This window comes from Devosia aurantiaca (assembly GCF_011058215.1).
Taxonomy (GTDB): Bacteria; Pseudomonadota; Alphaproteobacteria; order Rhizobiales; family Devosiaceae; genus Devosia; species Devosia aurantiaca.
This window is the reverse complement of record NZ_JAALFG010000001.1, coordinates 165,100-189,341: the sequence shown is the minus strand read 5'-3', so window position 1 is coordinate 189,341 and position 24,242 is coordinate 165,100. Positions and strand designations below refer to the sequence as shown.

The following is a 24,242-nucleotide window of genomic DNA, read 5'->3' as shown; positions in this document are numbered from 1 at the left end:
GATGACGTCCAGCACTCTTTTCACCGGCGGCCGCGTGCTAGACGCAGAGCAGGGCACTCTGGCCGACGGTCTCGATGTGCTGGTGACCGGCGACCGGATCGTCGCCGTTGGCGAGAACATCGCGGCCCCCTCCGATGCGGTGACCATCGACGTTGGCGGACGCACCATCATGCCCGGACTCATTGATTGTCATGTCCACGTCGTTGCCGAAACGCTTGACCTTTGGGGTAACATGACGGCGCCCGCTTCGCTCGCGGCCTTGCGCTCGGCGCGGGTGATAAGCGAGGCGCTGTTGCGCGGCTTTACCACACTGCGCGACCTGGGTGGCGCCGACTATGGCCTGGTGCGCGCCGTCAACGAGGGTGTCATCACCGGCCCGCGCATCGTCATCTGCGGCAAGGGACTGACCACGACCGGCGGCCATGCCGACCTGCGCTCGCGCACTGACGACCGGCCGGGCATCTTCTCGGACCGTCTCGGCTCGATGGGGCTCATCGTCGACGGCGTCGACAATGTCCGCGCCGCCTGCCGCACGATGATCAAGGAAGGCGCCAACTTCATCAAGGTCATGGCCAATGGCGGCGTGTCCTCGCCCAACGATCCCATCCACTCGATCCAGTATTCGCGCGAGGAAATCCTCGCCATGGTGGAAGAAGCCGAAAACGCAGGGCTCTATGTCGCCGCCCATGTCTATACCGATAAGGCCATCCGCCGCTGCGTCGAACTGGGCGTTCATTCCCTCGAACATTGCAACCTGATCGAGCCGGAAACGGCAAGGCTCGCTGCCGAAAAGGGCTGCATCGCGGTGCCGACGCTTGTCGCCTATGACGCGCTGGCGCTCGAGGGAGAAGCCCTCGGTCTCGGCGCCGCCGAGTTCGCCAAGATCGAAGTCGTCCGCAGCGGCGGCCTGCGCTCGCTTGAGATCATGCGCGATGCCGGACTGCCGATGGCCTTCGGTTCCGACCTCTTGGGCCAGTTGCGCAAGTATCACTGCATGGAATTCGAGCTTCTGGCCAAGGTGCTCACTAATGCCGAAATCATCCGCTCTGCCACGACAATCGGCGCGCGGCTGTGCCGGCTTGAAGGCGAGGCTGGCGTCGTTGCGGCCGGCGCCTCCGCCGACCTACTCGTCGTCGATGGCGACCCGCTCGAGGACATCTCGGTGCTGCAGGGCGATGGCGCTCACATGCCCGTCATCATGACTCGCGGCCAGTTTGCCAAGAACCAGCTGCACTGATCTTCCGACCCGGTGAGATGCCATGCTGCTCGGATTGTTCGCTCTGCTGGCCTGCCAGCTTGCCGGCGAGGTCATCGTTCGCGCCTTCGCCTGGCCCGTGCCGGGGCCGGTGATCGGCATCGTCCTGATGTTTGCCGTCCTGACCCTTCATGGTCATCTCCGAAAGCCTGAAGCAGCCGAGCAGGGGCCCATCGCCAAAGTCGCCGATACGCTGCTGTCCAATCTAGGCCTCGTCTTCGTACCGGCAGGCGTCGGCATCTCCCAGCATTACGGCCTGATCCTCGACCACGGCCTTGCGCTGGTCGTGGCTCTCGTCGTCTCGACCGTGCTGACGCTGCTGGTGACGGTCGGCGTCTTTCGCCTCGTCAGCCGGTTGCAGTCCAGTCGCCGGCCAGTTCCATGAGTGCAGCAACGCCCTTCGACCTTTGGGTCTACCTTGCGGCGAGCCCGCTGCTCTGGCTCACCATAACCGTCGGCATTTTCGTGGGCGCCCAGCGCCTCGCCAAGGCCAGCGGCTTCAACGCCTTGGTCAATCCGGTGCTGATCACTATTGTCGCCGTCGTCATCGTGCTGCAGCTGACCGGCACGCGCTATGACACCTATTTCGATGGCGCCCAGTTCATCCACTTCATCCTGGGTCCGGCCACAGTCGCGCTCGCCGTTCCACTGTATCGCGCCCGCCAGCTTGTACGGGCAAAAGCCCTGCCGATCCTGGCCGCCCTTGCCGTCGGGGCGCCGTTCGCCATCGCCTCGGCCACGATCATCGCCTTTCTGCTGGGCGCGGGCCGAGAGATCATCCTCGCTCTCGTCCCCAAATCGGTGACCGCTGGCATCGCCGTGGGCATAGCCGGTGAAATCGGCGCCGAACCGGCGCTCACAGCCGTGCTCGTGATCGCAACCGGCATTCTGGGTGCCGTCATCGTCACCCCGCTCATGAATGCGCACAAGATCACCGACTACGCCGCCCGCGGCTTTGCTGCGGGCCTCACCTCGCATGGCATCGGCACCGCACGGGCCTATCAGGTCGACCAGATCGCCGGCTCGTTTGCGGGCCTTGCCATGGCGCTCAACGGCCTCGCCACGGCCATCATCGTTCCGCTGGCCTTCGGCGTGTTCGGCTGATGACGAAACTCCCTCCCTTGCGGGGGAGGAGATGAGCTTGGGCCTATTCGATGCCGAAGGTCCAGAACATGGTTTCGCCCGAGCTATCGTCCACGCCATCATTGTCGGTAATGACATAGGCCTTGCCATCGCTGTCGATAGCGAGGCTTTCGACCTTGTCGACGATGTAGCCATCTTGCGCGGCCAGATCGGGGAGGAGGTCGCGCACCAGTTCCTTGCTGACGGTAGGCAGGTCGCTGTCCAGTTCTGCGCCAGAAAGGTCGGCGACCGGGACGCGGTAGACGGCCTTGAGCCTGGCCTTGTCGGCGATCTGGTTGTCGCGTTCGATCAGATAGACATAGTCACCATGCAGGCTGATCTCGGAAAGGCCGACCCAGGCGCCTTCCGCGGCGGTTTCGAGCGGATAGCGCACGGCGCTCCATTCTTCGGTGGCTGTGTTGTAGCCGACGAGCTTCACAAAACCTTTTTCGTCGTCCTTCCACTCGCGCTGGATGGCGATCCAAAGCGTGTCGCCAACTTTGGCGATACCTTCGGCACCCGAGCGGGTTTCGCCGGCAAGCAGTTCGGCCGGGAAGGCGATCTCTTCTTCGATCTCGCCCTCGGCATTGACGTGGAACAGGGCGTGCGGGGTGAGCTTGGCGGTGTCGCCTTCCGAAGCAAGCCAGAAGCCGCCTTCGCCATCACCGGTGATGCCTTCAAGATCGAGCTTTTGCGCCGGCTGTCTGTTGCGCGTGATCACGGTCTTGGCCGTGATGCGGGCCGGGGTGGCCGTCGCATCGATCGTATAGATAGCCGCCTCCGCAAAGGCGCTGTCGCTGACGGCGACGAGCTTGCCGGGTTCGGTCGCATAAGCACCAGAAAGCGCTGCCCAACCGATCGGGCGATCGTCGGCGTCGAGGTCCGAAATCAGCTGCGGGTAGTTGGCTTCGCCTTCCGCCAGTTCATAGATCATGACATGGGAGCCGACACCGCCATCTTCGCGCAGGTCAGCCTCGTTGGCGGTGGCCAGGAGGTTGCGCGACGGGATGGCGACGACGCCTTCGGGGAAATGCCGGAAGGAACGGCCTGCACGAATTGGGGCGTCTCGCCATCGGTGTAGACGGCGATCAGCGAGGAGCGCTCTTCGGTCACGAAGATATAGTCGGTGTCGCCGAAGGTGGCGACTTCGAGCCCTTCGGGTTCGACGCCCTTGGAGGCACGGTGCTCGGGATAGTGACCGAGCTGCGCCGCGTTGTGATCGAGTGCATTGCCGGCTTCGAACAGCTCTTCGCCGGTCTTGCTGAAGATGGTGAAGCCGCGCGACCCGCCGTTCCAGTCGCCCTCATTGGCGATGACCAGGCGATCATTGTCGAGCCACTTGACGCTATCGGGCTCGCGCAGGCGATCTTGCTGGGTGCCGGAGAAATCGAGCACGCCGTTGCGCTCGGTGTCGACATCGGTGACGGTGGTCGAGCCGGCGCTAAAGTGGTTGGTAACCGCGCCGGTCTTGCCGTCGATGATCACCACATGATTGTTTTCCTGCAGCGTCAGGGCGATCTCGTCATTGGCGTTGAAGTCGACGAATTCGGGTTCGGGATCTTCGCCCGCGATATCGGCGAGACCGGTGACGTTGATGGTCTTGAGCTCTGCCGAAGCGACGTCGAAGATGACCAGGAAACCAGCCGGCATCTGCGGGATGGCGCCGTCATTGACCTCTTCGTTGCGCTCATTCTCGATGGCGATGGCAAGGAGCGTGCCGGCTTTGTTGCGGGCAACGGAGTCGGGCTGGCCGCCCAGGTCGTACTCGGCCTCGGCCGTTTGCGTCGCTATATCGACGACGACGAGCTTGCCGGAGGGCTCGGTGAAGCTCTCGGACGTGTTGACGCCCACATAGGCCTTGTCGCCGATGATGGCGACGGAGGTCGGCTCGCCCTCGATGGCGAGGTAGCCGGCGGGTTTGGGCGCGGACGCATCGGTGATGTCGATGAAGCCGATGCCGCCGCCGGGGCTATCGGAATAGATCAAGGTCATGCCGTCTTCGCTGGCGGCAATGATTTCAGAGGATGTGGCTTCCGCCTCGGGCGCGTTTTCCGCCACGGCAAAGCTTGCGATGCGATTGAAGTATGGCGCGGCTTCAACGCCTGTAGTGGTCAACAACAGAACGGCGCTCAAGGCGGCCAGACGCTTTTGTGCGATCATAAAAAGTCCCCAAATGACGGGGTCCGATTAGGCACAGTGCATGACGTCCATGTGACAGGCCGCAGGCTGCAAGAATTCACCGTCGCCGTTAGCTCCGTAGTTACTCTAAGGCCCCTTGCGGCTTGTCCTTGCCCACCCCGCTTGCCAGCTTCGGAGCATAAAGGATCGAGGAGCGGTGATGCGACACAGTGCACTTTTCCATTCGGCGGCGGTCTTTGGGCTGTGCCTTGCTGGACATTCCGCCGAGGCGGGCGAGATCAGCGTCACTCTTTCGGGCGCGGCCTTCGAGGGCGGTCCTGCCTTCGAAATGGCGCTGGGCGGCACGGTGGTCGGCAGTGGCACGGTCGAAAACCCGGTACCAGAAGGGCAAACTTTTACCTTTGCTGTCGGCGACGATCTCCTTGCCACGCAAGGCGATCTGACGCTGCGCCTCACCAATGATTATTTTGCCGGCGAGGGGCAGGACCGCAGCCTTGAGTGCTAGGCGCCAATGTCGGTGCGACGGCCCTCGCCGCTGCCGATTTCAACATTGTTGCGGATGGTACCATCATCGAACGCGACAAGTCGGCCGGAGCCCTGGTCTGGTCGGAGAACGAAACGGCAGTGGCCAATGCGCCGCCCGGCAGCTGGCAGGCTTTGACCGAACAGTCTGCAGCCGCCGCTTGCTCCGCATCCGCTGACGTCACCGGCTTTGCCAGTGACAGCACGGCGGCGGACGCGGGCGAAGCCCTCTCACCACTCGTTTCCGCTGCTGCGGCCTACAACTGCTCCGTCACCATTACCGGTTACGCCGATGTCAGCGGCACCGAACTGGGCAACCTGCGCTTGACCGCTGCCCGCGCCAGCGCTGTGCTCGATGACCTCCTGGTCGCCGGCGCGCGCTTCCCTGCCGCCAACATCGTACCAACGCCTGGCACCGACCAATTCGGCGCGGAAGCCGCGGACAATCGACTCGTAAGGGTGCAGCTCTGGAGCCCGGCGCCTGTCGCTCAGCCGCCCGCTGTCGTACCCGACAACCCAGTTTCGCAACTGGCCGGTGAAGCGCAGGGCGCGGATCTTGCGCATATTCTTGTTCTCGGATGGCGCAATGACGGCACCCTTTATGTCCGCTCCAGCAACACCGATCCCAAGGAGGTGTTGTGGCTGCTCGAGCAGGCCAAGGCGCGCCTGATCGCAGGGGAACCAGTGCTCGGACCAGGGCATTAGCGGTGCCATGACGGATTACGGTTTCCGCTCGCGTTTTGCGGCACAAAAACCTTGGACGCCCCTGCGCTATTCGCCATGGCATGAGGCGCTCTGGCAGTTCCTCAGCACCGCATGCCTGGCCTTTGGCGCCTGGTACATCATCTGGCGCTGGATGTTCTCGGTCAATTTTGAGGCGCTGTGGTTTTCCATTCCCCTGCTCGTAGCCGAGACCGGCGCCTATCTCGGCCTCTTCCTTTTCACCCTCAACCTCTGGTCGGCAAAATCCCCGGAACGGCCGCCGCTGCCGGTGACCACGCGCGACTGCAGCGGCGATCCCGATGCACCCGAGCGGCCGCTCGCCGTCGATGTGTTCTTTGCCACCTATAGCGAGGATCCCGAGCTGGTGCGCCAGGGCCTGCAAGCGGCAAAGGCGCTGACCTACCCTCATCCGATCGACCTTAAGGTGCATGTGCTCGACGATGGCAAGCGCCCGGCCATGGCCGCCGTCGCGGCAGAAGAAGGGGTCAACTATATCACCCGCAGCGACAATCTGGGCTTCAAGGCCGGCAACCTGCGCAATGCGATGACCGTCACCGGCGGCGACTTCATCCTGATCTGCGACGCGGACATGATCCCGTTTCCCACATTCCTTGAGGAAACGCTGGGCTATTTCCGCGACGAAAAGGTTGCTTGGGTGCAGACGCCGCAATGGTTCTACGATGTGCCCCCGGCGTGCCGCTGCCGGCAAAGCTGGAGCGCCGCCTGGGCCGGCCCGGTCGCTGGCTGGGGCGGGCGGTGGAGCGGCTAGTCGGTCCGATCCAGTTGGGCGAAGATCCCTTCGCCAACGATCCGCAATTGTTCTTCGATGTCATCCTGCGCCGACGCAACTGGGCCAATGCCAGCTTTTGTTGCGGTGCTGGCTCCATTCATCGCCGCGAGGCCGTGATGGAGGCCGCCCTTCGTCAATGGTCGGACGCCATAGAAGCCGAGGCCGGCCGTGACGAGGCTTCGGCGCGCCGGCTGACCGGCGAAACGGCGATCGCCGAGTCGATCAAGAGCGCGATGCGCTGGCAGGGCGCGCTCGATACCGAGTTTCAGCCCTATAAATTCCACGTCTCGGAAGACATCTATACCTCGATCGCCCTCCATGCCGACCGCGAGCGGGGCTGGAAATCGGTGCTGCACCCGGTCCCGCAAGCGCGCATGCTCTCGCCCAACGACCTTCTGAGCTGGACGCTGCAGCGCTTCAAATATGCTGGCGGCACGCTCGACATCTTCGTTACTGACAGTCCGCTCTTTCGCCCGGGGCTGACCGGGGCGCAAAAGCTCATGTATGCGGCGACGTTCTATTCGTACCTGTCGCCGATCTGGAACGTCATCTTCCTCGTCTCGCCCATCGTTTTTCTTCTGACCGGCGTCGCCCCGCTGGCGGGCTATTCGCTGGATTTTTTCATCCACATCACTCCGTTCCTCGTGCTCAACGAGCTTAGCAAGCTGGTCTCCACCTGGGGAAATTCTAATAGCAAAGGCCGCGCCTGGTATCTGGCGACATTCCCGCTGAGCCTACAGGCGCTTTGGACCGTGCTGCGCGGCAAGAAGATCGCTTTTCCCGTGACCCCCAAGGATCGGCAGGTCGGCACTTACGGTCGCCTCGTGCGATGGCAGATCGGGGTTGTGGTGTTGACGCTCGTGAGCCTGGCCTGGGGCTGGGTCGCCTATGCCCAGGGCCGTCATGGCTATGGCCTGGGCGCCATGCTGGCCAACACGCTTTGGGGCCTTACCAATGCCAGTTCCATGCTCCCCATCATCCGCGCCGCCTTCTGGCAACCCGACGCCGAATTCGAAAGCGAGATCGTCGCCGGCAAGATGCATCCGCACCAATCCAAAGGCGAGGAGGCCGTGTCGCCATGAGTTTTCGCGATGGCATGCTGCAAGCCCGCGGGCAGATCGTCTTTATCGCCGCGCTGCTTTGTTCCACCGCTGCGATCGTCTACCTCGAATACTTCGATACGACTGGGCGTATCCGGGACCAGGTTATTGCGGCTCAAGCCACGACAGGCTCGAAGGCTCCCGTGCTTGCCCCGGACTTCGTCGGGACGGCGATGCAAATGGGAGAGGATGCTTATGGCGCCGATCCCAGCACCGCCGGCAATAGGGCGGCAGCGTTGAACGCGGCCGTCCTCGGCCTTTCCCAGGGACTGGGTCAACCGGCGCAGCATCGTCAATCGCTGGAACAGGTCATCGCCACGCTCGAGGCGGAGGCACCCTCTGCGGCTCAGGAGGTCGCGCCGGCTTTGGCGCTGGTGGCCGCAGCCGTTCCGGATCTGGAGCCGCGCGTCAGGGCGCTACTTGCGCGACAATAGCTTGGTCAAGGTCAGCGTGTTGACGCCCTTGCGGGACGAATAGGCCACTTCGTCCATCGTCATCTGGATCAAGGCCAGGCCCATGCCGCCTTCGGGCAGATCCTGCGGCTCGGCCGCGTCTATCCCGGCCCAGGGATCGCTGGGCTGCAGTGCCGACGGGGGCATGGGCGGTGCCTGATCGATGATCTCGACCACCACCTTGTCGGCCTTGAGGCCGACGCGCACCTGCACCAGCGACCCCTTCTGGCCGGCATAACCGTGCTTGATGACGTTGTTGAGCGCTTCCACCACTCCCAGTTCGAGCTCGTCGAGCGCTAGCTCGTCGAGCGTTTCTGAGCACAGCGCGCGCACCGCCCGAGCCACCGGTCCGACACCTGCAAGGTCGCTGTCAATCTTCAGACTGAGGGAGGATGACATGGCCTATGCCCGAAGGTTTTCGATAGCCGATTGCGGCGTATCGTAGAGGATAAAGACGCGGTCCATGCGGGTGAGGCTGAAGAGGCGCCGTACGGCGCTATTGGCGCTGGCAATGGCAAGACTTCCCGAGGGGCCGAGCCGTTTCAGCACCGAAACAATCACACCCAGCCCCGAGCTGTCGATGAATTCCACCTGTCCCAGGTCCAGCACCAGCCGGTTCACGTCGCCGCCAAGAGCTGCGCTCACATGCTCTTTGAACAAGGGCGCCTTGCTGGCGTCGAGCCGGCGCTCTTCCACCCGCACGATCAGCACGCCGTCGATGGTTTCAGTGGATAACATGGTTGCTCCTTAAGTCGGTTCGTTCAACGATCAGCACGCTGACATCGTCGGTCAGCTCGCTTTCTCCTCGCCACATGCGCAGCGAATTCTCAAGGAACGCCAAAAGGTCGGGTGTAACGCTCCGGGCATGGCCAGCGACGAAATCGTGGAGGCGTTCTTCCGAGTAAAAGGCGCCGCGCGGATTTTCGGTTTCCACCACCCCGTCGGAATAGATCAGCAGCCGGTCGCCGGTGCGGAAGGCAAATTCGATGCTTTCATAATCGGCCTGGGCGACCATGCCCACCGGGAAGCCGCTGCCACCCAAGGGAACTACTTCGCCGCTGGAGCGGATTAAGAGCGGGCTGGGATGCCCGGCCTGAACGATGCGGCCAACCGGCGCCGCTGTGTCGATCTCGCCCAAGATGGTGGTGAAGTAGGGCAGGTCCTCGGGCCATTCGCGGTTGACCTGGGCGAGGATTTCTTCGATCGGCTCCTCGCGCCGCCGCGTCAGGATCGCCTGGGAAAGCGTATGCTGCCCCGCCACCGACACCAAGGCCGCCGCCGCCCCGTGTCCCGCGACATCGATCTGGAAAAAGCCGACACCGCCCTCGGGTTGGGCGATGACATTGTAGGTGTCGCCGGCAACAAGGCTCGATGGGCTATAAAGCCCGTTGTGGCTGATGCCATTGACAACGGCCGGCGCCGGCAGCATGGCGAGTTGGATGGTTGCGGCCGCCTCGAGGTCATGCCGCAACTGATCATAGGTGCGCTGCAGGTTCTGGTGCACCGCGTGCAATTCGCGCTGGGTCCGTTGCCGCTGGATGGCATTGGCCTTGAAGGTGCGCAGAGCATTGGTCATCACGCCAACCTCGTCGAGGCGCCGGGCGCGCGGCACCGGCGTCGACAAATCGTTGTCGGCCAGCCGCACCATGGCGCCACTGATCCGCCCGATGGGCTCGATCACCCGCCGCCGCACCACAAGCAGGATCAGCACCGCCGCGACGGCGCCGGCTCCCGCAATCAGGAAGAACATGATCGCCGAGCGCCGGGCATCGCGAACCAGCAGTTCGAGCCGTTCGGATGAGCTTGCGATCAGCGTATCCTGGAGCGCACGGAGCGCATCGAGCATCTGGTCCGACGTCGCTTCCCAGTTCGCAACCACCGCACCTAAAACTGTGCTCGTTTGTGCATCGACAAGGCCGAGCAGCAGCGGATCGTAGTCGAGGCGATAATGTGCGCGTGCACTGGCGACCGCCGCGCGCACCCTCGCGCTGAGCGATGTGTCGACCTCGTTTTCGATCATCTGCCAGGCAAGACTCATCCTGCCCACGGTGCGCTCCACCGTGACCAAGGTATCGCTCGGCGCCCCGTTCCCCTGGGTCAGCAGGGCAACCCCGATCGCCTCGTTAAAGGCGATTGCCTCATGCAGAATATCGACATAGGCGCGAATGTTGGCTTCCGCCGCCAGCACGGCATCGGTCGGGCGATTGTCGTTGAGGAGGTCGAGCCGCGAAGCCTGCAAATCGTCGATCAAGGCAGATGCCTCGGTGAGCCAGGCCGCCGCTGCGGCGCGGCGTGCACCCTCATCCCCAACGCCGATGGCGCGGTCGATCCTCGCACGCAAGGCCGTCAGTCTGCGCCCGTTGGCGACGATCCGCGCATGGCTTTCCCCAGCTCGTGCGAGCAGCGCCTCGCCAGATCGAAGCGCCGTCCCCGCCCGGTTCAGTGCTTCATCGGCATCGGCGCGCATCTGGGCGATGTCGGCGTCGAATGCATCCTGGTTCGATGTGGTGAGCTGGATGAAGGTCTTGGTGCGCTCGCGGGCCAGGGCAGTGCTCGCCACCAGCAATTCCTGCCGCACCGCGTTGGAGGCTTGGAGGCGCTCTGCGGTTTCAAGCTTGGAAAGCTCGCCGCGAAGCAGCACGATGGCCACAAGGATCAGGGCCAGGCCCAGGCCAGCGGTGAGCACCAGGATTATGTCGCGTATCTTCATGGGCGGCTCGCGTCTGGCTCGCTAATGCTTTGAAAGAAAAATCGTTGAAACAGTTCGACGAAAATCGTGGCTCGGCTCCTTTCCCCACATTTGGCTATGCCGTCACGACGGCCGACCTTGACCACCGCGCACGCCGCGCGGCGATCCTGCGCGATTGCACCTCGCTGACGCCCGAATATGAGGGCAAATGGGACGCCGTATGCCGCGCCGACGGCAGCCTCGAATTTGCGGCGCTCGATCGCCTTGCCGACTTCGCCAAGGCCAATGATCTTGCGCTTCATGGCCATACTTTGTGCTGGCATGGTTCGGTCCCCACGCAGTTCACCAAGGTGGACGCCGAGCGATTCCGCACGGCCGCAACAGTCTACGTGCGCAACGCGGTCGACCGGTACCGTGGCGTCATGCGTTCATGGCATGTCGTTAACGAACCCTTGCACCTGCCCGATGGCCGCGACGATGGACTGCGGCGAACGCTCTATCTCCATGCCTTCGGCCCCGCATACATCCACGAGCTATTCAGGATCGTTGCGTCGCGCGATCCCGACGCGCTGCTGGTGCTCAACGAAATGGGTCTTGAAGACCAATCGCCAGAGGCCGACGCCAAACGGCGCGCCATGTTGCGGCTCCTCGAGACGGCGCTGGGGGACGGGGTGCCCATCCATGCCCTGGGCCTGCAGTCGCATCTCGATGCCGCGACGTTTTTGCGCGGGAGCCACGAGCCCTTTGCCCGCTGGCTGCGCGATGTCACCGCGCTCGGCATCGAGGTCATGGTCACCGAACTCGACGTCGACGATCGCGGTCTCGACGGAAACACTGACCTGCGCGACGCTCTAACCGCCGTGGTTTATCGCGACTATCTTGCTTTGGTCCGCGATAATGCCCTTTTGCGCGACGTCACCTTATGGGGTCTTTCCGACGACCACAGTTGGCTTAATGCTAGCTGCGACGATCGCTCGGCGCGCCCGCTTCTCTTCGATAAAAATCTCATACCCAAACCGGCCTGGCACGAAGTGATGGCTTTGCGACGCGGTGTTCGCCGCTCCTAAAGATGCATTGACGCCAGCGTCACCATGCCGCCCTCATCAGTCCCCGAAAGCTTGAGCATCTGCGCCCGTTTGCGTAATGACAAAGCGCGCCCAAAGAAATCAAAGAACAGCACCGGGCGACGGTACCCACCCTTGAGCATGATCCTCGACAGCACCTCATCCATTGCGACCGAAATTCTTGAGAGGGATTGGTCGGCGACAGCGTTGGGTCACCGCGAAACCTGGCCCGCCGCGTTGCGCACCATGGTCTCGTTCATGCTCGACGCCGATACGCCGGTCTGGCTTGCCTGGGGTCCGGACCTGACGCTCCTTTATAATGATGCTTATCGCCCCCTGCTCGGCGACAAGCCGCCCGCCTTGGGCCGCCCGCTCAGGGAAGTCTGGGGAGAGGTATGGGACACTGTCGGCCCGCTGATCGATCAGACGCTTTCCGGCAAGGGCGTCGTTGTCGAAAATGCCGGTCTTCGCGTCGACCGCGGCCACGGGCTCGAAGACGCATGGTTCAGCTTTTCGTATACGCCGCTGCGCGATCACGAAAAGGTCGCGGGCTTCATCTGCCTCGTGACCGAAACCACCGAGCAGGCGCTGGCACGGCGCTCCGAGCAATTCTTGAGCCGCCTCGAAGAAGACCTGCGCACGCTAGCGGACCCAGCCGAGATCATCCAGGTCTCTCAACGCTCGCTTGGGCAGCACCTCAAGGCCAACCGCGTCGGTTATGGGTCGGTCGACGTGACCGAACGCTTCTTTACCACCGAGAACAACTGGACCGACGGGCTGATCGAAAGCTTCAACGGTACGCACGATCTGGCTGGTTTCGGTCCCGAAATCCACGGCGCGCTGAAGCGGGGCGAGCCGCTGGTGGTCGACGACGTTTATAACGATCCTCGTATTGCCGATGACGCCAGCAAAGCCGCTTTCGCCTATCTGCAGACGTTCTCCGCCTTAACCGCGAGTCTGGTCAAAAATGGCCGCATGATTGCGGCCTTCTATATCCATTGCCGTGATGTGCGGAAGTGGACGCCGGCCGAGACCAAGCTCATCCAGGATGTCGCCGAGCGCACCTGGTCTGCCCTCGAACGTGCCCAGGCCCAAAATGCGCTCGAACGCGCCAATCGGGAGCTCGAGCAACGGGTCGAGACCAAGACGCGCGACCACGACCGGTTGTGGAAGATCTCGCAGGAACTGATGCTTGTCGCCGACCACGAAGGCCGCATCACCTCGATCAATCCCTCGGCCACGCGCATTCTGGGATACGATCCCGAGCACCTAACCGGGCGCTTGCTGACCGACTTCATTCACCCCGATGATCTGGCTTCCACCGAAAGAGAAATCAGGCGCCTGTCCGAGGGCTACACCACCTTGGCCTTTGAAAACCGCTACCGCCATGCAGATGGGACCTATCGTGTCCTCGATTGGACGGCAGTGCCCTTCGAAGATCACATTCATGCCGTGGGCCGCGATGTGACGGCCGAGCGCGAAGCTGGGAGGGCGCTGCGGCAGACCGAGGAAGCGCTTCGCCAGGCGCAGAAGATGGAAGCCGTGGGCCAGCTCACGGGCGGCATCGCCCACGATTTCAACAACATCATTGCCGGGATCACGGGCAGCCTCGAGCTGATGTCCAAGCGCCTGGCGCAAGGACGCGTTTCGGAAATCGAGCGCCACATCATCGGTGCCACGGGGGCCGCCAACCGGGCGGCCAATCTCACGCAGCGGCTCTTGGCCTTCTCGCGCCGCCAGACGCTGGAACCCAAGCCAACGCGCCTGTCCGCGCTGATCGCGGGCATGCTGGAGCTGATTCAGCGCAGCGTCGGGCCGGAGATCGAGGTCAAGACCGTCGAGGAGAACGACCTCTGGACGACCTTCCTCGATGTCGGACAACTCGAAAATGCTCTCCTCAACCTCTGCATCAATGCGCGTGACGCCATGCCCGATGGTGGAACGATCACCATCCGATCGGCCAATACGCGTTTAGATGCGTCGGAGGCACGACAGCATGGCCTGAACGCCGGAGACTACGTGTCCCTATGCGTTGAAGACACCGGCGTCGGCATGCCGCCAGAGGTGGTACAGCGGGCCTTCGAGCCATTCTACACCACCAAGCCCATGGGGCAGGGTACCGGGCTAGGCCTTTCCATGGTCTATGGCTTTGCCGGGCAATCGGGTGGCGCCGTCAACATCCGGTCCAAGGTTGGCGAAGGCACGGTAATCTGCCTTTATCTGCCGCGCCATCAGGGTCAGTCGCTTACCAATGATGCGGACAATGCTGCGTCCGAGGCCATCTTACCCGAGGGCAAGGAAACGGTCCTAGTCGTCGATGACGAGCCGCTGGTCCGCATGGTCGTCGTCGAAGCGCTGGAAGACCTCGGCTATTCGATCCTCGAAGCTGGGGATGGCGCCTCGGCCCTGAAAGTGCTCGAGTCCGACGCCGTGATCGATCTTTTGGTGACCGATGTCGGCCTGCCCGGCGGCATGAATGGCCGCCAGGTCGCCGCTGCCGCAAGAGAGGTACGGCCAGGCCTCAAGGTGTTGTTCATCACTGGCTATGCCGAGAATGCCGTGCTCAATCACGATCATCTGGAGCCGGGCATGCAGGTTCTGCCCAAGCCCTTCCAGATGCATGCCCTGGCACAACGCGTGCAGGAGCTCCTGGCCCTACGCTGATGGGCGAAGGGCAATAATCTCCGAAATGTTTGGCGGCGTCGGGCCCTAGACGATGCCGCCCGAACCGCCTTCGACTTCTGGCCGAATGTCGGCAACCTTGGCGCGATAGCCCGAGGCGCGGTAAGTCGCGAGCGGATCGATGGCGCCGCCCTGTTCGAGGCGGGCCATGGCCAGAATAGGCTCGACATCGGTGCGGAAGGCGTGTCGCAGCTGCTGGGTTGCAGTCAGCGCATCGTTAGCCACCTGCGCAGCCTTGAGCGCTTTTCTGTCCACAAGCAGAGCCTGCGCGTAGGAGCGCTGCACGTCCGACGCCGACAGCATCAGCGACTCGATCGGATCGGTGACATTGTGCGACTGGTCCAGCATATGCGCCGGGCGGAATTCGGCGTCCCGGGTTTCGATATCAACGAGTTCGTTGAAGACGAGGAACAGGCGATAGGGATCGACCGAGCCGGCGTCGAGATCGTCGTCGCCATATTTGCTGTCATTGAAATGGAAGCCGCCAAGCTTGCCGAACTGGGCAAGGCGGGAGACGATCATTTCGATATTGACGTTGGGGGCATGGTGGCCGAGGTCGACGAGGCAGAAGGCCTTATCGCCCAGTTCCTTGGCGATGATGTAGTTCGTGCCCCAGTCCTGCACGACCGTCGAATAGAAGGCCGGCTCGTACATCTTGTGTTCGGTATAAACGCGCCAGTCGTCGGGGAGTGCGGCGTAGATGGCCCTGGCGCTATCGAGGTAGTTGGCGAACTGGTCGGCGAAATTGACCTGGCCCGGAAAATTGGAGCCGTCACCGATCCAGATGGTCAAAGCTTTCGAGCCGATTGTCTTGCCGATCTCGATGCATTCGAGATTGTGCTCGATCGCCTGGTCGCGGGTCGCCTTATCATAGGCCGAGAGCGAGCCGAACTTGTAGCTCTGCATCTGCCCCTTGGCGTCCGAAAACGTGTTCGAGTTCATGGCATCGAAGCCCAGGTTGAAGCGGCTCGCAGCCTGCTTCAACCGGTTCGGATCGGCCTTGTCCCATGGAATGTGGAGCGAGATGGTTCTGGTCGCCTGGGTCAGCTGGGCGATGACGGCGCAGTCTTCGATCTTGTCGAAAATATCGCGTGGCTCGCCCTTGCCCGGGAACTTCGCAAAGCGCGTCCCGCCGGTGCCGACGCCCCAGGAGGGGACGGCCACGGAAAAATCGGCGACCTTGGCTTTGATCGCGTCGATGGCGATGCCACGGCGGTCGAGGCGTTCGCCCAGGGTTTCATAATCCCGGCGGAGGTCGGCCTCGCGCTTGGCGTTTTCCGCTTCGACAACGGACTGCTCGATGATCTGTTCGGTCATTTTATTGCTCCTCCTCCCACACCCACCGGCTGTCATCCCGGCCTTGAGCCGGGATCCATCTTGAGATCTCAGGATGGGCCCCGGCCTTCGCCGGGGTGACATTCAGTGGGTGGGCTAGGACAATGCCAGATTAGCGCGGGAACGACTGGGCATTGCCCGCGTCGACGTTGAGGATGTTGCCGGTGGATTTTGCCGAGGCTTCCGAAGCGAAGAAGTAGATCGCCTCGGCAATGTCTTCGGGGAACACCGAACGCTTCAGCATCGAGCGCTGGCGATACATTTCCTCAAGACCATCTTTGTCGGTCTTGTAGGTCGAAGCGCGCTGCTCGAGCCATTCGCCGGCCCAGATCTTCGAGCCTCGCAAGACGGCGTCCGGATTGACGACATTGACGCGGATCTGCGCTTCGGCGCCTTCCAGCGCAAGGCAGCGGGCGAGATGGATTTCGGCGGCCTTGGCGGTGCAATAGGCGGCGGCGTTGGGGAAAGCGGCGAGGCCGTTTTTGGAGGCGACGAAGACGACGTTGCCGCCGATCTTCTGGCTTCGGAATAGCCGGAAGGCTTCGCGCGACACAAGGAAATAGCCCGTGGACAGGATGTCCATGTTCTTGTTCCAGAGCTCGAGCGTCGTCTCCTCGATTGGCGCCGAGGAAGCTAGACCGGCGTTCGACACGAGAATGTCGAGGCCACCAAACTCCACTACGGCATGGGCGAAGCCGGCGGTGACCTGCTCTTCCTTAGTGACGTTGATGTTCACCGGACGGACAAAGTCAGCGCCAAAAATGCCGGAAAGCTCGGCCATGGCGCCATCGAGGGCGGTCTGATCGATATCGGCTAGGACCACACAGGCGCCTTCGCGCAGCAAGCGGGCAGCCGTGGCCTTGCCGATGCCACCGGCGCCGCCGGTGACGAGAGCGATCTTGCCGGCCAGCGATTTGGGCTTCGGCATGCGCTGCAGCTTGGCTTCTTCGAGCAGCCAATATTCGATGTCGAAGGCTTCCTGCTCGGGCAGGCCCTGGTACTCCGAGACGGTCGAAGCGCCGCGCATCACGTTGATGGCGTTGACATAGAACTCGCCGGAAATGCGGGCGGTCGCCTTGTCCTTGGCAAAGGTGATCATGCCGACGCCCGGGATCAGGTAGACGACGGCGTTCGGGTCGCGGATGGCGGGCGAATTAGGGTGCTTGGAGCGCTCGTAATAAGCGGCGTAATCGGCACGGTAATCGGCAATCTGCTTGTCCAGCCCGGCGATGACGGCATCGACATCGGGATTGGCCGGATCGAAGTCGATGACCAGCGGTCGAATCTTGGTGCGCAGGAAGTGGTCCGGGCAGGAGGTGCCGAGCGCCGCCAGCGGGCGCAGGTTTTTCGAATTGACGAATTCGAGCACCGCGTCGCTATCGTCGAAATGGCCAAGCTTATGGCTGTCTTCGGAGATGAAGCCACGAATCTTCGGCATCAGTTTTGCCGCAACGGCGCGACGCTCTTCAGCCGAAAGCGACTGGGTGGCGATGCCACCAAAGATGGTTTTGCCCTCCGTCTGCCCTTCGAACCATTCGATCGCCTGGTTGATGATGCGGATCGTGGTTTCGTAGCATTCCTTGGGCGTATTGCCCCAAGTGAAGAGGCCGTGTGACTCTAGGATCACCCCCTCGGCTTCGGGATGTTCCAGGTAGAACTTTTCCAGCCACAGGCCAAGCTCGAAGCCCGGCTTCTTCCAAGGCAGCCAGCCGATCGTGTTGCCAAAGATCTGCTGCGTCAGCTCGCGCGAGTTTTTGGAGGCGGCGATGGCGATGATTGCGTCCGGATGCATGTGATCGACAAAGGGCCGGTTCACATAGGCGTGGAGCGGGGTGTCGATCGAGGAGGCGCGCGGGTTGAGGTTGAAGGTCGCGTGCGGCAGGTAGCCCACCATCTCGTCTTCGAATTCGACGCCGCGATAAAGCCCCTTCAGCGCGCGCAGCTTGTCCATATAGAGGGTGGCAAAGCCATCGAGCTTGATCGAGGCATTGTCGCCACCCGAACCCTTGACCCAGAGCACTTCCACGTCCTCGCCGGTCAGCGGATCCTTCTGCCAGATCTTGGAGGAGGTGTTACCGCCGCCATAATTTGTGACGCGCTTGTCGGAGCCCAAAAGGTTGGAGCGATACACCAGCCGCTCAGGCTCGCTCATGCTGGCGGCAACCGCATCGTCCCACTTGTTTTCGAGGCGCTTGGGCGCGGTGGACATGGCATTCCTCCCAGATCGGCAATAGTCAGTTGCGCGGAAAAGGCCACAGCCACCTGATCCCTGTCAATCAGAAACAATCACTTCGCGTCATCGATGCGCAATAATGATTGGTCCTGAATTTTTGATGATTGACTTTGATCGCGGCGAGTGGAAGGAAATGCGTTCAGGGAGTATCAGCATTGCACGAAACGGAACGCCATCGCGTTATTCTGGCCGCAGCGCAGTCCCGCCCCGTCGCGACGGTGGCGGAGTTGTGCGAGGTCACCAATTCGTCCGAAGCCACCATTCGCCGGGATATTGCGGCCCTGCATGTGCAAGGCAAGCTGCGCCGCGTGCGCGGTGGCGCCGAGGCCATCAACCCACCGTCGCAAGGCGGACTGATTGGTCGCCCATTCTCCGTCAACGAAACGATCAACATAGGGCAAAAGCGCGCAATTGCGCGCATCGCTGCCGATATGTGCGTTGATGGCGAGCCCATCATCATCAATGGCGGCACCACCACCTACCAGATGGTGCATCATCTGACGGCCAAGCGTCTCAGCGTCTTCACCAACAGCTTCGCCATTGCCGAGTTCCTGATCCACAACTCGCGCAATTCCGTGGTCATTCCGGGCGGCACCGTTTATCGCGAGCAGAACGTCATCCTCTCGCCCTTTGGCGGCGTGGTGGCGTCGCATTTTTTTGCCAAGCGCATGTTCATCGGCTGCCAGGGCCTCGGCGCTCACGGCCTGATGGAGGCGGACCCGATGGTGGTCCAGTCCGAACTGGCGCTGATCGGACAGGCCGACGAGCTGATCGTCCTTGCCGACTCCTCGAAATTTTCCGCCCGCTCGAGCCTCATCCTTTGCGGGTTGGACCGAATTGCTGCCGTCATCACCGACAGCGGCATCCGCGACGAAGATCGCCAAATGCTGGAAACGGCAGGCGTGCGGCTCCTTGTTGCGGACGTAACCTCTCAGGCCGACAAGCAAGCAACCGTCGCCTGAGAACAAGATCAGATATCATGGGAGGAAACCAAATGAACCTGTTCAAACTGCTCGCTGCCACGGCCACCGTTGCCGTCATGATCGCGGCCCCCGCCGCGGCCCAGGACGGGACCCGCATCGCGCTGGTCGTCAAGTCGCTAGGCAATGGCTTCTTTGACGCCGCCAACAAGGGCGCGCAGGAAGCCGCCGAAGAGCTCGGCGTCGAAGTCATCTATACCGGCCCGACCGCCGCGACTGCCGAAGCCCAGATCGAGGTGGTCAACACCCTGATCGCCCAGCAGGTCGATGCCATCGCCATTTCCGCCAACGATCCGGACGCTTTGGTCCCGGTTCTGCAGCGCGCCCAGGAACGCGGCATCAAGGTCATCTCCTGGGATTCGGGCGTTGCGCCGGAAGGCCGCCAGATCCACCTCAACCCGTCCGACGTCAACCTCATCGGCGAAACCATCATCAAGCTCGCCGCCGATTACCTGCCGGAAGGCGGCGACGTCGCGATCCTGTCGGCCGCGTCAACCGCGACCAACCAGAATGCCTGGATCGAAGCCGCCAAGGCAGCGATCCCGGAAAAATTCCCCAATATCAATCTCGTCGCGACCGTCTATGGCGACGATGACTCGGTGAAGTCGACCGAAGAAGCCCGCGGCCTGATCTCGGCCTATCCGGATCTCAAGGCGATCATCGCCCCGACCACGGTCGGCGTGGTTGCCGCGGCGCAGGTCGTGACCGACCAGGACCTGATCGGCAAGATCAACGTCACCGGCCTCGCCTTGCCGTCCGAGTTCAAGCAGTTCATCGATAACGGCGCCTCGCAGGCCGTTGCCCTCTGGAACCCGATCGACCTCGGCTACTCGGCCGTGTTCCTTGCCAATGCCCTCGTCGAAGGCGAAGAAGCTGCCCCCGGCGCCTCCTTCTCGATCGGCCGCGTCGGCGAAGTGACGCTGGACGACACCAACTCCGCCGCCATGGCCGCCCCGTTCCAGTTCGACGCCTCCAACATCGAAGAGTTCTCCAAGATCTACTGATCTGAAAGATACTCGGTCCTGATGCGGGCTGCCGCATCAGGGCTTTGGCACTAGTGGCCCCACCCCACCCTCATTCCCTCCCCATCAAGGGGAGGGAGGCGCATACTGCGACGCCGGTGTTCATCGCCTCCCTCCCCCTTGTGGGGAGGGAATGAGGGTGGGGGTTCTTTTCTAAGAGAAGACAATGACCGACCCCATCCTCACCCTTTCCGGCATCACCAAGAGCTTTCCCGGCGTCCGGGCGCTCAATGATGTGTCGCTGGAACTCTATGCCGGTGAGGTCACCGCGCTGATCGGGGAAAACGGGGCCGGCAAGTCAACCCTGGTCAAGACCATGACCGGCATCTACCAGCCCGACGCCGGCGAAATCCGCATGGCCGGCGGCCAGATCACCCTGCCGACCGCTCATTCCGCCGCGCAGATGGGGATCACCGCAATCCACCAGGAAACGGTGCTTTTCGACGAGCTGTCGGTCGCCGAGAACATCTATCTTGGCCACACGCCGACCAACCGTTTCGGCATGATCGACTGGAAGACGATGCGGCGCGAGGCGCAGCTGACGCTTGATTCCATGGCGTCCGGCATCGACGCCAGCATGCCGCTCAAGGAACTCGGCATTGCCAAGAAGCATCTGGTTGCCGTCGCCCGGGCGCTGAGCGTCGACGCTCAGGTCGTCATCATGGACGAGCCCACTGCGGCGCTGAGCCAAAAAGAGATCGAGGAGCTTTACGTCCTCATCGAGCTCCTCAAGGAAGACGGCAAGGCCATCCTCTTCATCTCGCACAAATTCGACGAAATCTACCGCATCGCCGACCGCTACACCGTCTTCCGCGATGGCGAGATGGTCGGCAAGGGCTTCATCAAGGACACGCCGCAGTCCGAAATCGTCCGCCTCATGGTCGGGCGCTCCGTCGACCAGATCTTCCCCGCCCGCGAGGCGCAGATCGGCGAAACGGTGCTCGAGGTCAAAGGCCTGACCCATCCCACCGAATTCGAAGATGTCAGTTTTTCCGTCCGCAAGGGCGAAATCCTCGGCTTTTATGGTCTCATCGGGGCAGGGCGCTCCGAGGTGATGCAGGCCGTCTTTGGCATGACCAGGCCTTCGGGCGGCACCATGGTGCTCGGCGGCAAGACGGTGGCGCCGCGTTCTCCTGCCGACGCCGTGGAAGCGGGCATCGTCTATGTGCCCGAAGAACGCGGCAAGCAGGGCGTCATAACCGGCGAGCCGATCTTCAAGAATGTTTCGCTCCCCAGCCTCGGCAAGACCAGCCGCTCCGGCTTCCTGCGCATGGCCGAGGAATATCGGCTCGCCCGCACCTATACCGAGCGGCTTGATCTTCGCGCCCATTCGCTGAGCCAAAACGTTTCGACCCTCTCGGGTGGCAATCAACAGAAGGTCGTCATTGCCAAGTGGCTCGCGACCCTGCCCAAGGTCATCATCCTCGATGAGCCCACCAAGGGCATCGATATCGGCTCCAAGGCCGCCGTGCACGAATTCATGGGCGAACTGGTCGCGCAGGGCCTCAGCGTCATCATGGTCTCGTCCGAACTGCCGGAAGTCCTGGGCATGAGCGACCGCATCGTCGTCATGCGCGAAGGGCTTGTGATCGATACGCTCGACAACAAAAGCCTCGCCCCCGAAACCCTGGTGCGTCTCGCCGCCGGCATCGTCGAGGAAGCAGCATGAACAGGCTTCTCAAAACCCGCGAGATCTGGCTGGCGCTCGCCATCCTCGCCGTCATCGTCCTCGTGACCTTCCGCTTTCCGCGCTTTTCGCAGCCAGCAAACCTGCTGACCATCTTCAACGACACTTCCATCCTGATGATGCTGGCGCTCGGGCAGATGGCGGTCATCCTCACCCGCTCGATCGACCTCTCCATGGCCTCCAATCTTGCCCTCACCGGCATGGTCGTCGCCATGGTCAATGCCGCCTTCCCAATGATCCCGATCCCGCTCCTGATCCTTGGATGTATCGTCGTCGGCGCCGCGCTTGGCGCCTTCAATGGCATCCTGGTGTGGAAGCTCGATATTCCGTCCATCGTTGTGACGCTGGGCACGCTGACCATTTTCCGAGGCCTTGTCTTCGTCATTTCCGGTGGCGCCTGGGTCAATGCCGCGCAGATGAGCCCGGCCTTCATCCAGTTGCAGCGCGGCTCGTTCCTGGGCCTGCCGATACTGAGCTACTTTGCCATCGCCGTCGCAATCCTGGTCTATATCCTGATGACCCGGACCCCGCAGGGCCGCGCCTTCTACGCTATCGGCGTCAATCCGACGGCCGCGGTCTATACCGGCATCGATGTCGGCCGCACCAAGTTCCTGGCCTTCGTGCTGTCGGGCGCCATTTCAGGCCTTGCTGGCTATCTCTGGATCTCGCGCTACGTCATCGCTTCGGTGGAAGTCGCGAGCGGCTATGAACTCACCATCATCGCCGCCTGCGTCATCGGCGGCGTTTCCATCGCCGGCGGCATCGGCACTGTGGCCGGAGCCCTGCTCGGCGCGCTGTTCCTTGGCGTCGTCAACAATGCCCTGCCGGTGATCGGCGTCTCGCCCTTCTGGCAGATGGCCATTTCCGGCGCCGCCATCCTTGTCGCCGTCATCCTCAACGCCCGCGGCGAAAGCCGCAAGGGCAGGGTGATCTTGAAGCGTGCGGGGGTGTCGCGTGATGGTGCGGCAAGACCCCCACCCAACCTCCCCGGAAGGCGGGGAGGAGCCCTATCGTGCTCGACCACCGTTCTGCTCCTCCCCTTCTTCAGGGGAGGCCGGGTGGGGGCGCTTACACAAACCCAACCTTATCTTTCGCGCCGGAACAGCACCCATGACCTACACGACCGCAAGCGGCCGCCGCCTTCCGGACAGGCTCGATACGCCGCTCAAATCCGCTGTCCTCAGCTGGGAAACCTTGCTGGTGCTTGTCGCCATCGGCATCTTCATCGCCAATTCGATCGCCTCGCCCTATTTCCTGAACGCTTGGTCGCTTTCCGACATGACGTTCAACTTCACCGAAAAAGCGCTGATCGCGCTGGCCATGGCGCTGGTGATCATCACCGGCGAGATCGATCTTTCCGTCGCTTCGATCATCGCGCTGGCCTCTACGCTGATGGGCCTGGTGCTCAACCAGTTCGGCGCGCCAACTTCGGTCCTGGTACTGGTCGGCATCCTTACCGGCCTTGCCTGCGGCGCCTTCAATGGCTGGCTGGTGACAGGGCTGAAGCTGCCCTCCATCGTCGTGACCATTGGCACGATGAGCCTGTTTCGCGGCATCGCCTTTATCATCCTCGGCGACCAGAGTTATGGCGGCTACCCGCGCGATTTCGCCTGGTTCGGCCAAGGCTATCTCTGGTGGGTGATCTCCTTCGAGCTTGTTCTATTCCTCGTCGCCGCCGTGATCTTCTACGTGCTGCTGCACCATACCAATTTCGGCCGCCGCGTCTTTGCCATCGGCAACAACGCCACCGCCGCACAGTTTTCCGGCGTGCGCGTCGACCGCATCAAGTTTGTGCTCTTCTGCCTCACGGGCCTGATGAGCGGCATCACCGCCGTGCTCCTTACCGCGCGCCTCGGCTCGACCCGGCCCTCGATTGCGCAGGGCTTCGAGCTCGATGTCATCACCATGGTCGTCCTTGGCGGCGTCTCGATCCTGGGAGGTGCCGGCTCAATCATCGGCGTCGTGCTGGCGGCGTTGATCATCGGGCTCGTGACCTTCGGTCTTGGGCTGCTCAACGTCCCCGGCATCGTCATGACCATCTTTACCGGCACGCTCTTGATCATCGTCATCGCTCTGCCGATCCTTTGGAACATGTGGAAGGCGCGCCGGGCATGATCACCGATCAGGGTTTTGAGAAACACGCCTTCCGCATGCAGCTAAAGCCGGGCATGGCGGCCGAGTACAAGAAGCGGCACGACGAGATTTTTCCCGAACTCGTCGATCTGCTGCACGCGGCTGGGGTGAAGGACTATTCCATCTTTCTCGATGAAAAGAGCGGCGTGCTGTTCGGCGTGCTCTGGCGGCGCCTTGATCACACAATGGACGCGCTTCCCGAAAACGCCGTGATGAAACGCTGGTGGGCGCACATGGCCGACATCATGGAAACTTATTCGGACAAAAGCCCGGTGCAGGCCGATCTCACCCCCGTCTTCCATCTGCCTTGAGCC

20 protein-coding genes and 2 pseudogenes are annotated in these 24,242 nt (G+C 62.4%); 16 read left to right on the top strand and 6 right to left on the bottom strand.

The window, feature by feature from the left end:
- The first annotated feature begins 1 nt into the window (after position 1).
- From G5575_RS01000 to G5575_RS00990, 3 genes are read left to right on the top strand one after another with little or no spacing between them, the layout of a single operon-like run.
- Positions 2–1,237, top strand: a complete 1,236-nt coding sequence (locus tag G5575_RS01000) for a metal-dependent hydrolase family protein (protein ID WP_164532714.1) — start codon at positions 2–4, stop codon at positions 1,235–1,237.
- Between the two features lie 22 nt (positions 1,238–1,259).
- On the top strand, positions 1,260–1,640 hold the full coding sequence (locus G5575_RS00995) for a CidA/LrgA family protein (RefSeq protein ID WP_164532713.1): 381 nt from the start codon (positions 1,260–1,262) through the stop codon (positions 1,638–1,640).
- A complete protein-coding gene (locus tag G5575_RS00990) occupies positions 1,637–2,359 on the top strand; it encodes an LrgB family protein (protein ID WP_164532712.1) in 723 nt (240 codons plus the stop codon). Before G5575_RS00995 ends, G5575_RS00990 begins: the two co-directional genes overlap by 4 nt.
- Positions 2,360–2,402: 43 nt before the next feature.
- Here the strand turns inward: G5575_RS00990 and G5575_RS00985 are convergent.
- Positions 2,403–4,537, bottom strand: a pseudogene (locus G5575_RS00985) (esterase-like activity of phytase family protein).
- A 178-nt stretch (positions 4,538–4,715) separates the two neighbouring features.
- Here G5575_RS00985 and G5575_RS00980 point away from each other — a divergent pair.
- The 5 genes from G5575_RS00980 to G5575_RS00965 are packed head-to-tail and all read left to right on the top strand — an operon-like array spanning position 4,716 to position 8,085.
- The gene (locus tag G5575_RS00980; protein ID WP_164532711.1) at positions 4,716–5,021 is read left to right on the top strand and encodes a carbohydrate-binding domain-containing protein; all 306 of its coding nucleotides are present in this window, start codon (positions 4,716–4,718) and stop codon (positions 5,019–5,021) included.
- Positions 5,015–5,743, top strand: coding sequence for an OmpA family protein (locus G5575_RS00975; protein ID WP_164532710.1), 729 nt, complete (start codon positions 5,015–5,017; stop codon positions 5,741–5,743). Before G5575_RS00980 ends, G5575_RS00975 begins: the two co-directional genes overlap by 7 nt.
- Positions 5,744–5,750: 7 nt before the next feature.
- Positions 5,751–6,530 carry a glycosyltransferase gene (locus G5575_RS19185; RefSeq protein ID WP_207632959.1) on the top strand — a complete coding sequence of 260 codons (780 nt, stop codon included), beginning with the start codon at positions 5,751–5,753 and terminating at the stop codon, positions 6,528–6,530.
- On the top strand, positions 6,455–7,633 hold the full coding sequence (locus tag G5575_RS19180; RefSeq protein ID WP_207632958.1) for a glycosyltransferase family protein: 1,179 nt from the start codon (positions 6,455–6,457) through the stop codon (positions 7,631–7,633). Before G5575_RS19185 ends, G5575_RS19180 begins: the two co-directional genes overlap by 76 nt.
- Positions 7,630–8,085: a hypothetical protein gene (locus G5575_RS00965; RefSeq protein ID WP_164532709.1), complete on the top strand. Its 456-nt coding sequence runs from the start codon at positions 7,630–7,632 to the stop codon at positions 8,083–8,085. The genes G5575_RS19180 and G5575_RS00965 overlap by 4 nt, the downstream gene beginning before the upstream one ends.
- Here G5575_RS00965 and G5575_RS00960 read toward each other — a convergent pair.
- Genes G5575_RS00960 through G5575_RS00950 form a run of 3 tightly spaced genes read right to left on the bottom strand, consistent with a single transcriptional unit; the run spans position 8,068 to position 10,813 of the window.
- Positions 8,068–8,502: an ATP-binding protein gene (locus G5575_RS00960; protein ID WP_164532708.1), complete on the bottom strand. Its 435-nt coding sequence runs from the start codon at positions 8,500–8,502 to the stop codon at positions 8,068–8,070. The two genes, G5575_RS00965 and G5575_RS00960, sit on opposite strands and share 18 nt — an antisense overlap.
- A 3-nt stretch (positions 8,503–8,505) precedes the next feature.
- Entirely contained in the window at positions 8,506–8,841 is a 336-nt protein-coding gene (locus tag G5575_RS00955; protein ID WP_164532707.1) for an STAS domain-containing protein, read from the bottom strand.
- Complete coding sequence (locus G5575_RS00950) at positions 8,828–10,813, bottom strand: SpoIIE family protein phosphatase (protein WP_164532706.1); 1,986 nt, start codon at positions 10,811–10,813, stop codon at positions 8,828–8,830. The genes G5575_RS00955 and G5575_RS00950 overlap by 14 nt, the downstream gene beginning before the upstream one ends.
- A 44-nt stretch (positions 10,814–10,857) precedes the next feature.
- Between G5575_RS00950 and G5575_RS00945 the strand changes: the two genes are divergently transcribed.
- Both G5575_RS00945 and G5575_RS00940 read left to right on the top strand, forming a co-directional pair.
- A complete protein-coding gene (locus G5575_RS00945) occupies positions 10,858–11,859 on the top strand; it encodes an endo-1,4-beta-xylanase (protein WP_164532705.1) in 1,002 nt (333 codons plus the stop codon).
- Positions 11,860–11,997: 138 nt separating this feature from the next.
- The gene (locus G5575_RS00940; RefSeq protein WP_235935695.1) at positions 11,998–14,520 is read left to right on the top strand and encodes an ATP-binding protein; all 2,523 of its coding nucleotides are present in this window, start codon (positions 11,998–12,000) and stop codon (positions 14,518–14,520) included.
- 45 nt (positions 14,521–14,565) lie between these two features.
- Here G5575_RS00940 and rhaI read toward each other — a convergent pair whose 3' ends face one another.
- Together rhaI and G5575_RS00930 are read right to left on the bottom strand one after the other, a co-directional pair.
- A complete protein-coding gene (rhaI, locus tag G5575_RS00935; protein WP_164532703.1) occupies positions 14,566–15,855 on the bottom strand; it encodes an L-rhamnose catabolism isomerase in 1,290 nt (429 codons plus the stop codon).
- Positions 15,856–15,985: 130 nt separating this feature from the next.
- Positions 15,986–18,082, bottom strand: a complete 2,097-nt coding sequence (locus G5575_RS00930) for a bifunctional rhamnulose-1-phosphate aldolase/short-chain dehydrogenase (RefSeq protein ID WP_164532702.1) — start codon at positions 18,080–18,082, stop codon at positions 15,986–15,988.
- A gap of 179 nt (positions 18,083–18,261) precedes the next feature.
- On the opposite strand from G5575_RS00930, the gene G5575_RS00925 reads away from it, so the two are divergent.
- From G5575_RS00925 to rhaM, 6 genes and pseudogenes are all read left to right on the top strand, one after another.
- Positions 18,262–19,068: a DeoR/GlpR family DNA-binding transcription regulator gene (locus G5575_RS00925; protein WP_164532701.1), complete on the top strand. Its 807-nt coding sequence runs from the start codon at positions 18,262–18,264 to the stop codon at positions 19,066–19,068.
- A gap of 32 nt (positions 19,069–19,100) precedes the next feature.
- Positions 19,101–20,090, top strand: a complete 990-nt coding sequence (gene rhaS, locus G5575_RS00920) for a rhamnose ABC transporter substrate-binding protein (protein WP_164532700.1) — start codon at positions 19,101–19,103, stop codon at positions 20,088–20,090.
- A gap of 184 nt (positions 20,091–20,274) precedes the next feature.
- Positions 20,275–21,777: a sugar ABC transporter ATP-binding protein gene (locus G5575_RS00915; RefSeq protein WP_164532699.1), complete on the top strand. Its 1,503-nt coding sequence runs from the start codon at positions 20,275–20,277 to the stop codon at positions 21,775–21,777.
- Positions 21,774–22,739 (top strand): annotated as a pseudogene (locus tag G5575_RS00910) (ABC transporter permease); the annotation flags it as partial. The gene G5575_RS00915 and the pseudogene G5575_RS00910, both read left to right, overlap by 4 nt.
- 166 nt (positions 22,740–22,905) lie before the next feature.
- The gene (locus G5575_RS00905; RefSeq protein WP_164532698.1) at positions 22,906–23,910 is read left to right on the top strand and encodes an ABC transporter permease; all 1,005 of its coding nucleotides are present in this window, start codon (positions 22,906–22,908) and stop codon (positions 23,908–23,910) included.
- Positions 23,907–24,239, top strand: coding sequence for an L-rhamnose mutarotase (gene rhaM, locus G5575_RS00900; RefSeq protein WP_164533698.1), 333 nt, complete (start codon positions 23,907–23,909; stop codon positions 24,237–24,239). The genes G5575_RS00905 and rhaM overlap by 4 nt, the downstream gene beginning before the upstream one ends.
- The last annotated feature ends 3 nt before the right edge of the window (positions 24,240–24,242 follow it).

Coding starts and splice junctions, on each gene's coding strand:
- G5575_RS00940 (WP_235935695.1), top strand. CDS start 11,998: ATGATCCTCGACAGCACCTCATCCATTGCGACCGAAATTCTTGAGAGG.
- G5575_RS00915 (WP_164532699.1), top strand. CDS start 20,275: ATGACCGACCCCATCCTCACCCTTTCCGGCATCACCAAGAGCTTTCCC.
- G5575_RS00950 (WP_164532706.1), bottom strand. CDS start 10,813: ATGAAGATACGCGACATAATCCTGGTGCTCACCGCTGGCCTGGGCCTG.
- G5575_RS00960 (WP_164532708.1), bottom strand. CDS start 8,502: ATGTCATCCTCCCTCAGTCTGAAGATTGACAGCGACCTTGCAGGTGTC.
- G5575_RS00980 (WP_164532711.1), top strand. CDS start 4,716: ATGCGACACAGTGCACTTTTCCATTCGGCGGCGGTCTTTGGGCTGTGC.
- rhaS (WP_164532700.1), top strand. CDS start 19,101: ATGAACCTGTTCAAACTGCTCGCTGCCACGGCCACCGTTGCCGTCATG.
- G5575_RS00965 (WP_164532709.1), top strand. CDS start 7,630: ATGAGTTTTCGCGATGGCATGCTGCAAGCCCGCGGGCAGATCGTCTTT.
- G5575_RS01000 (WP_164532714.1), top strand. CDS start 2: ATGACGTCCAGCACTCTTTTCACCGGCGGCCGCGTGCTAGACGCAGAG.
- G5575_RS00995 (WP_164532713.1), top strand. CDS start 1,260: ATGCTGCTCGGATTGTTCGCTCTGCTGGCCTGCCAGCTTGCCGGCGAG.
- G5575_RS00955 (WP_164532707.1), bottom strand. CDS start 8,841: ATGTTATCCACTGAAACCATCGACGGCGTGCTGATCGTGCGGGTGGAA.
- rhaI (WP_164532703.1), bottom strand. CDS start 15,855: ATGACCGAACAGATCATCGAGCAGTCCGTTGTCGAAGCGGAAAACGCC.
- G5575_RS00905 (WP_164532698.1), top strand. CDS start 22,906: ATGACCTACACGACCGCAAGCGGCCGCCGCCTTCCGGACAGGCTCGAT.
- G5575_RS00930 (WP_164532702.1), bottom strand. CDS start 18,082: ATGTCCACCGCGCCCAAGCGCCTCGAAAACAAGTGGGACGATGCGGTT.
- rhaM (WP_164533698.1), top strand. CDS start 23,907: ATGATCACCGATCAGGGTTTTGAGAAACACGCCTTCCGCATGCAGCTA.
- G5575_RS19185 (WP_207632959.1), top strand. CDS start 5,751: ATGACGGATTACGGTTTCCGCTCGCGTTTTGCGGCACAAAAACCTTGG.
- G5575_RS00990 (WP_164532712.1), top strand. CDS start 1,637: ATGAGTGCAGCAACGCCCTTCGACCTTTGGGTCTACCTTGCGGCGAGC.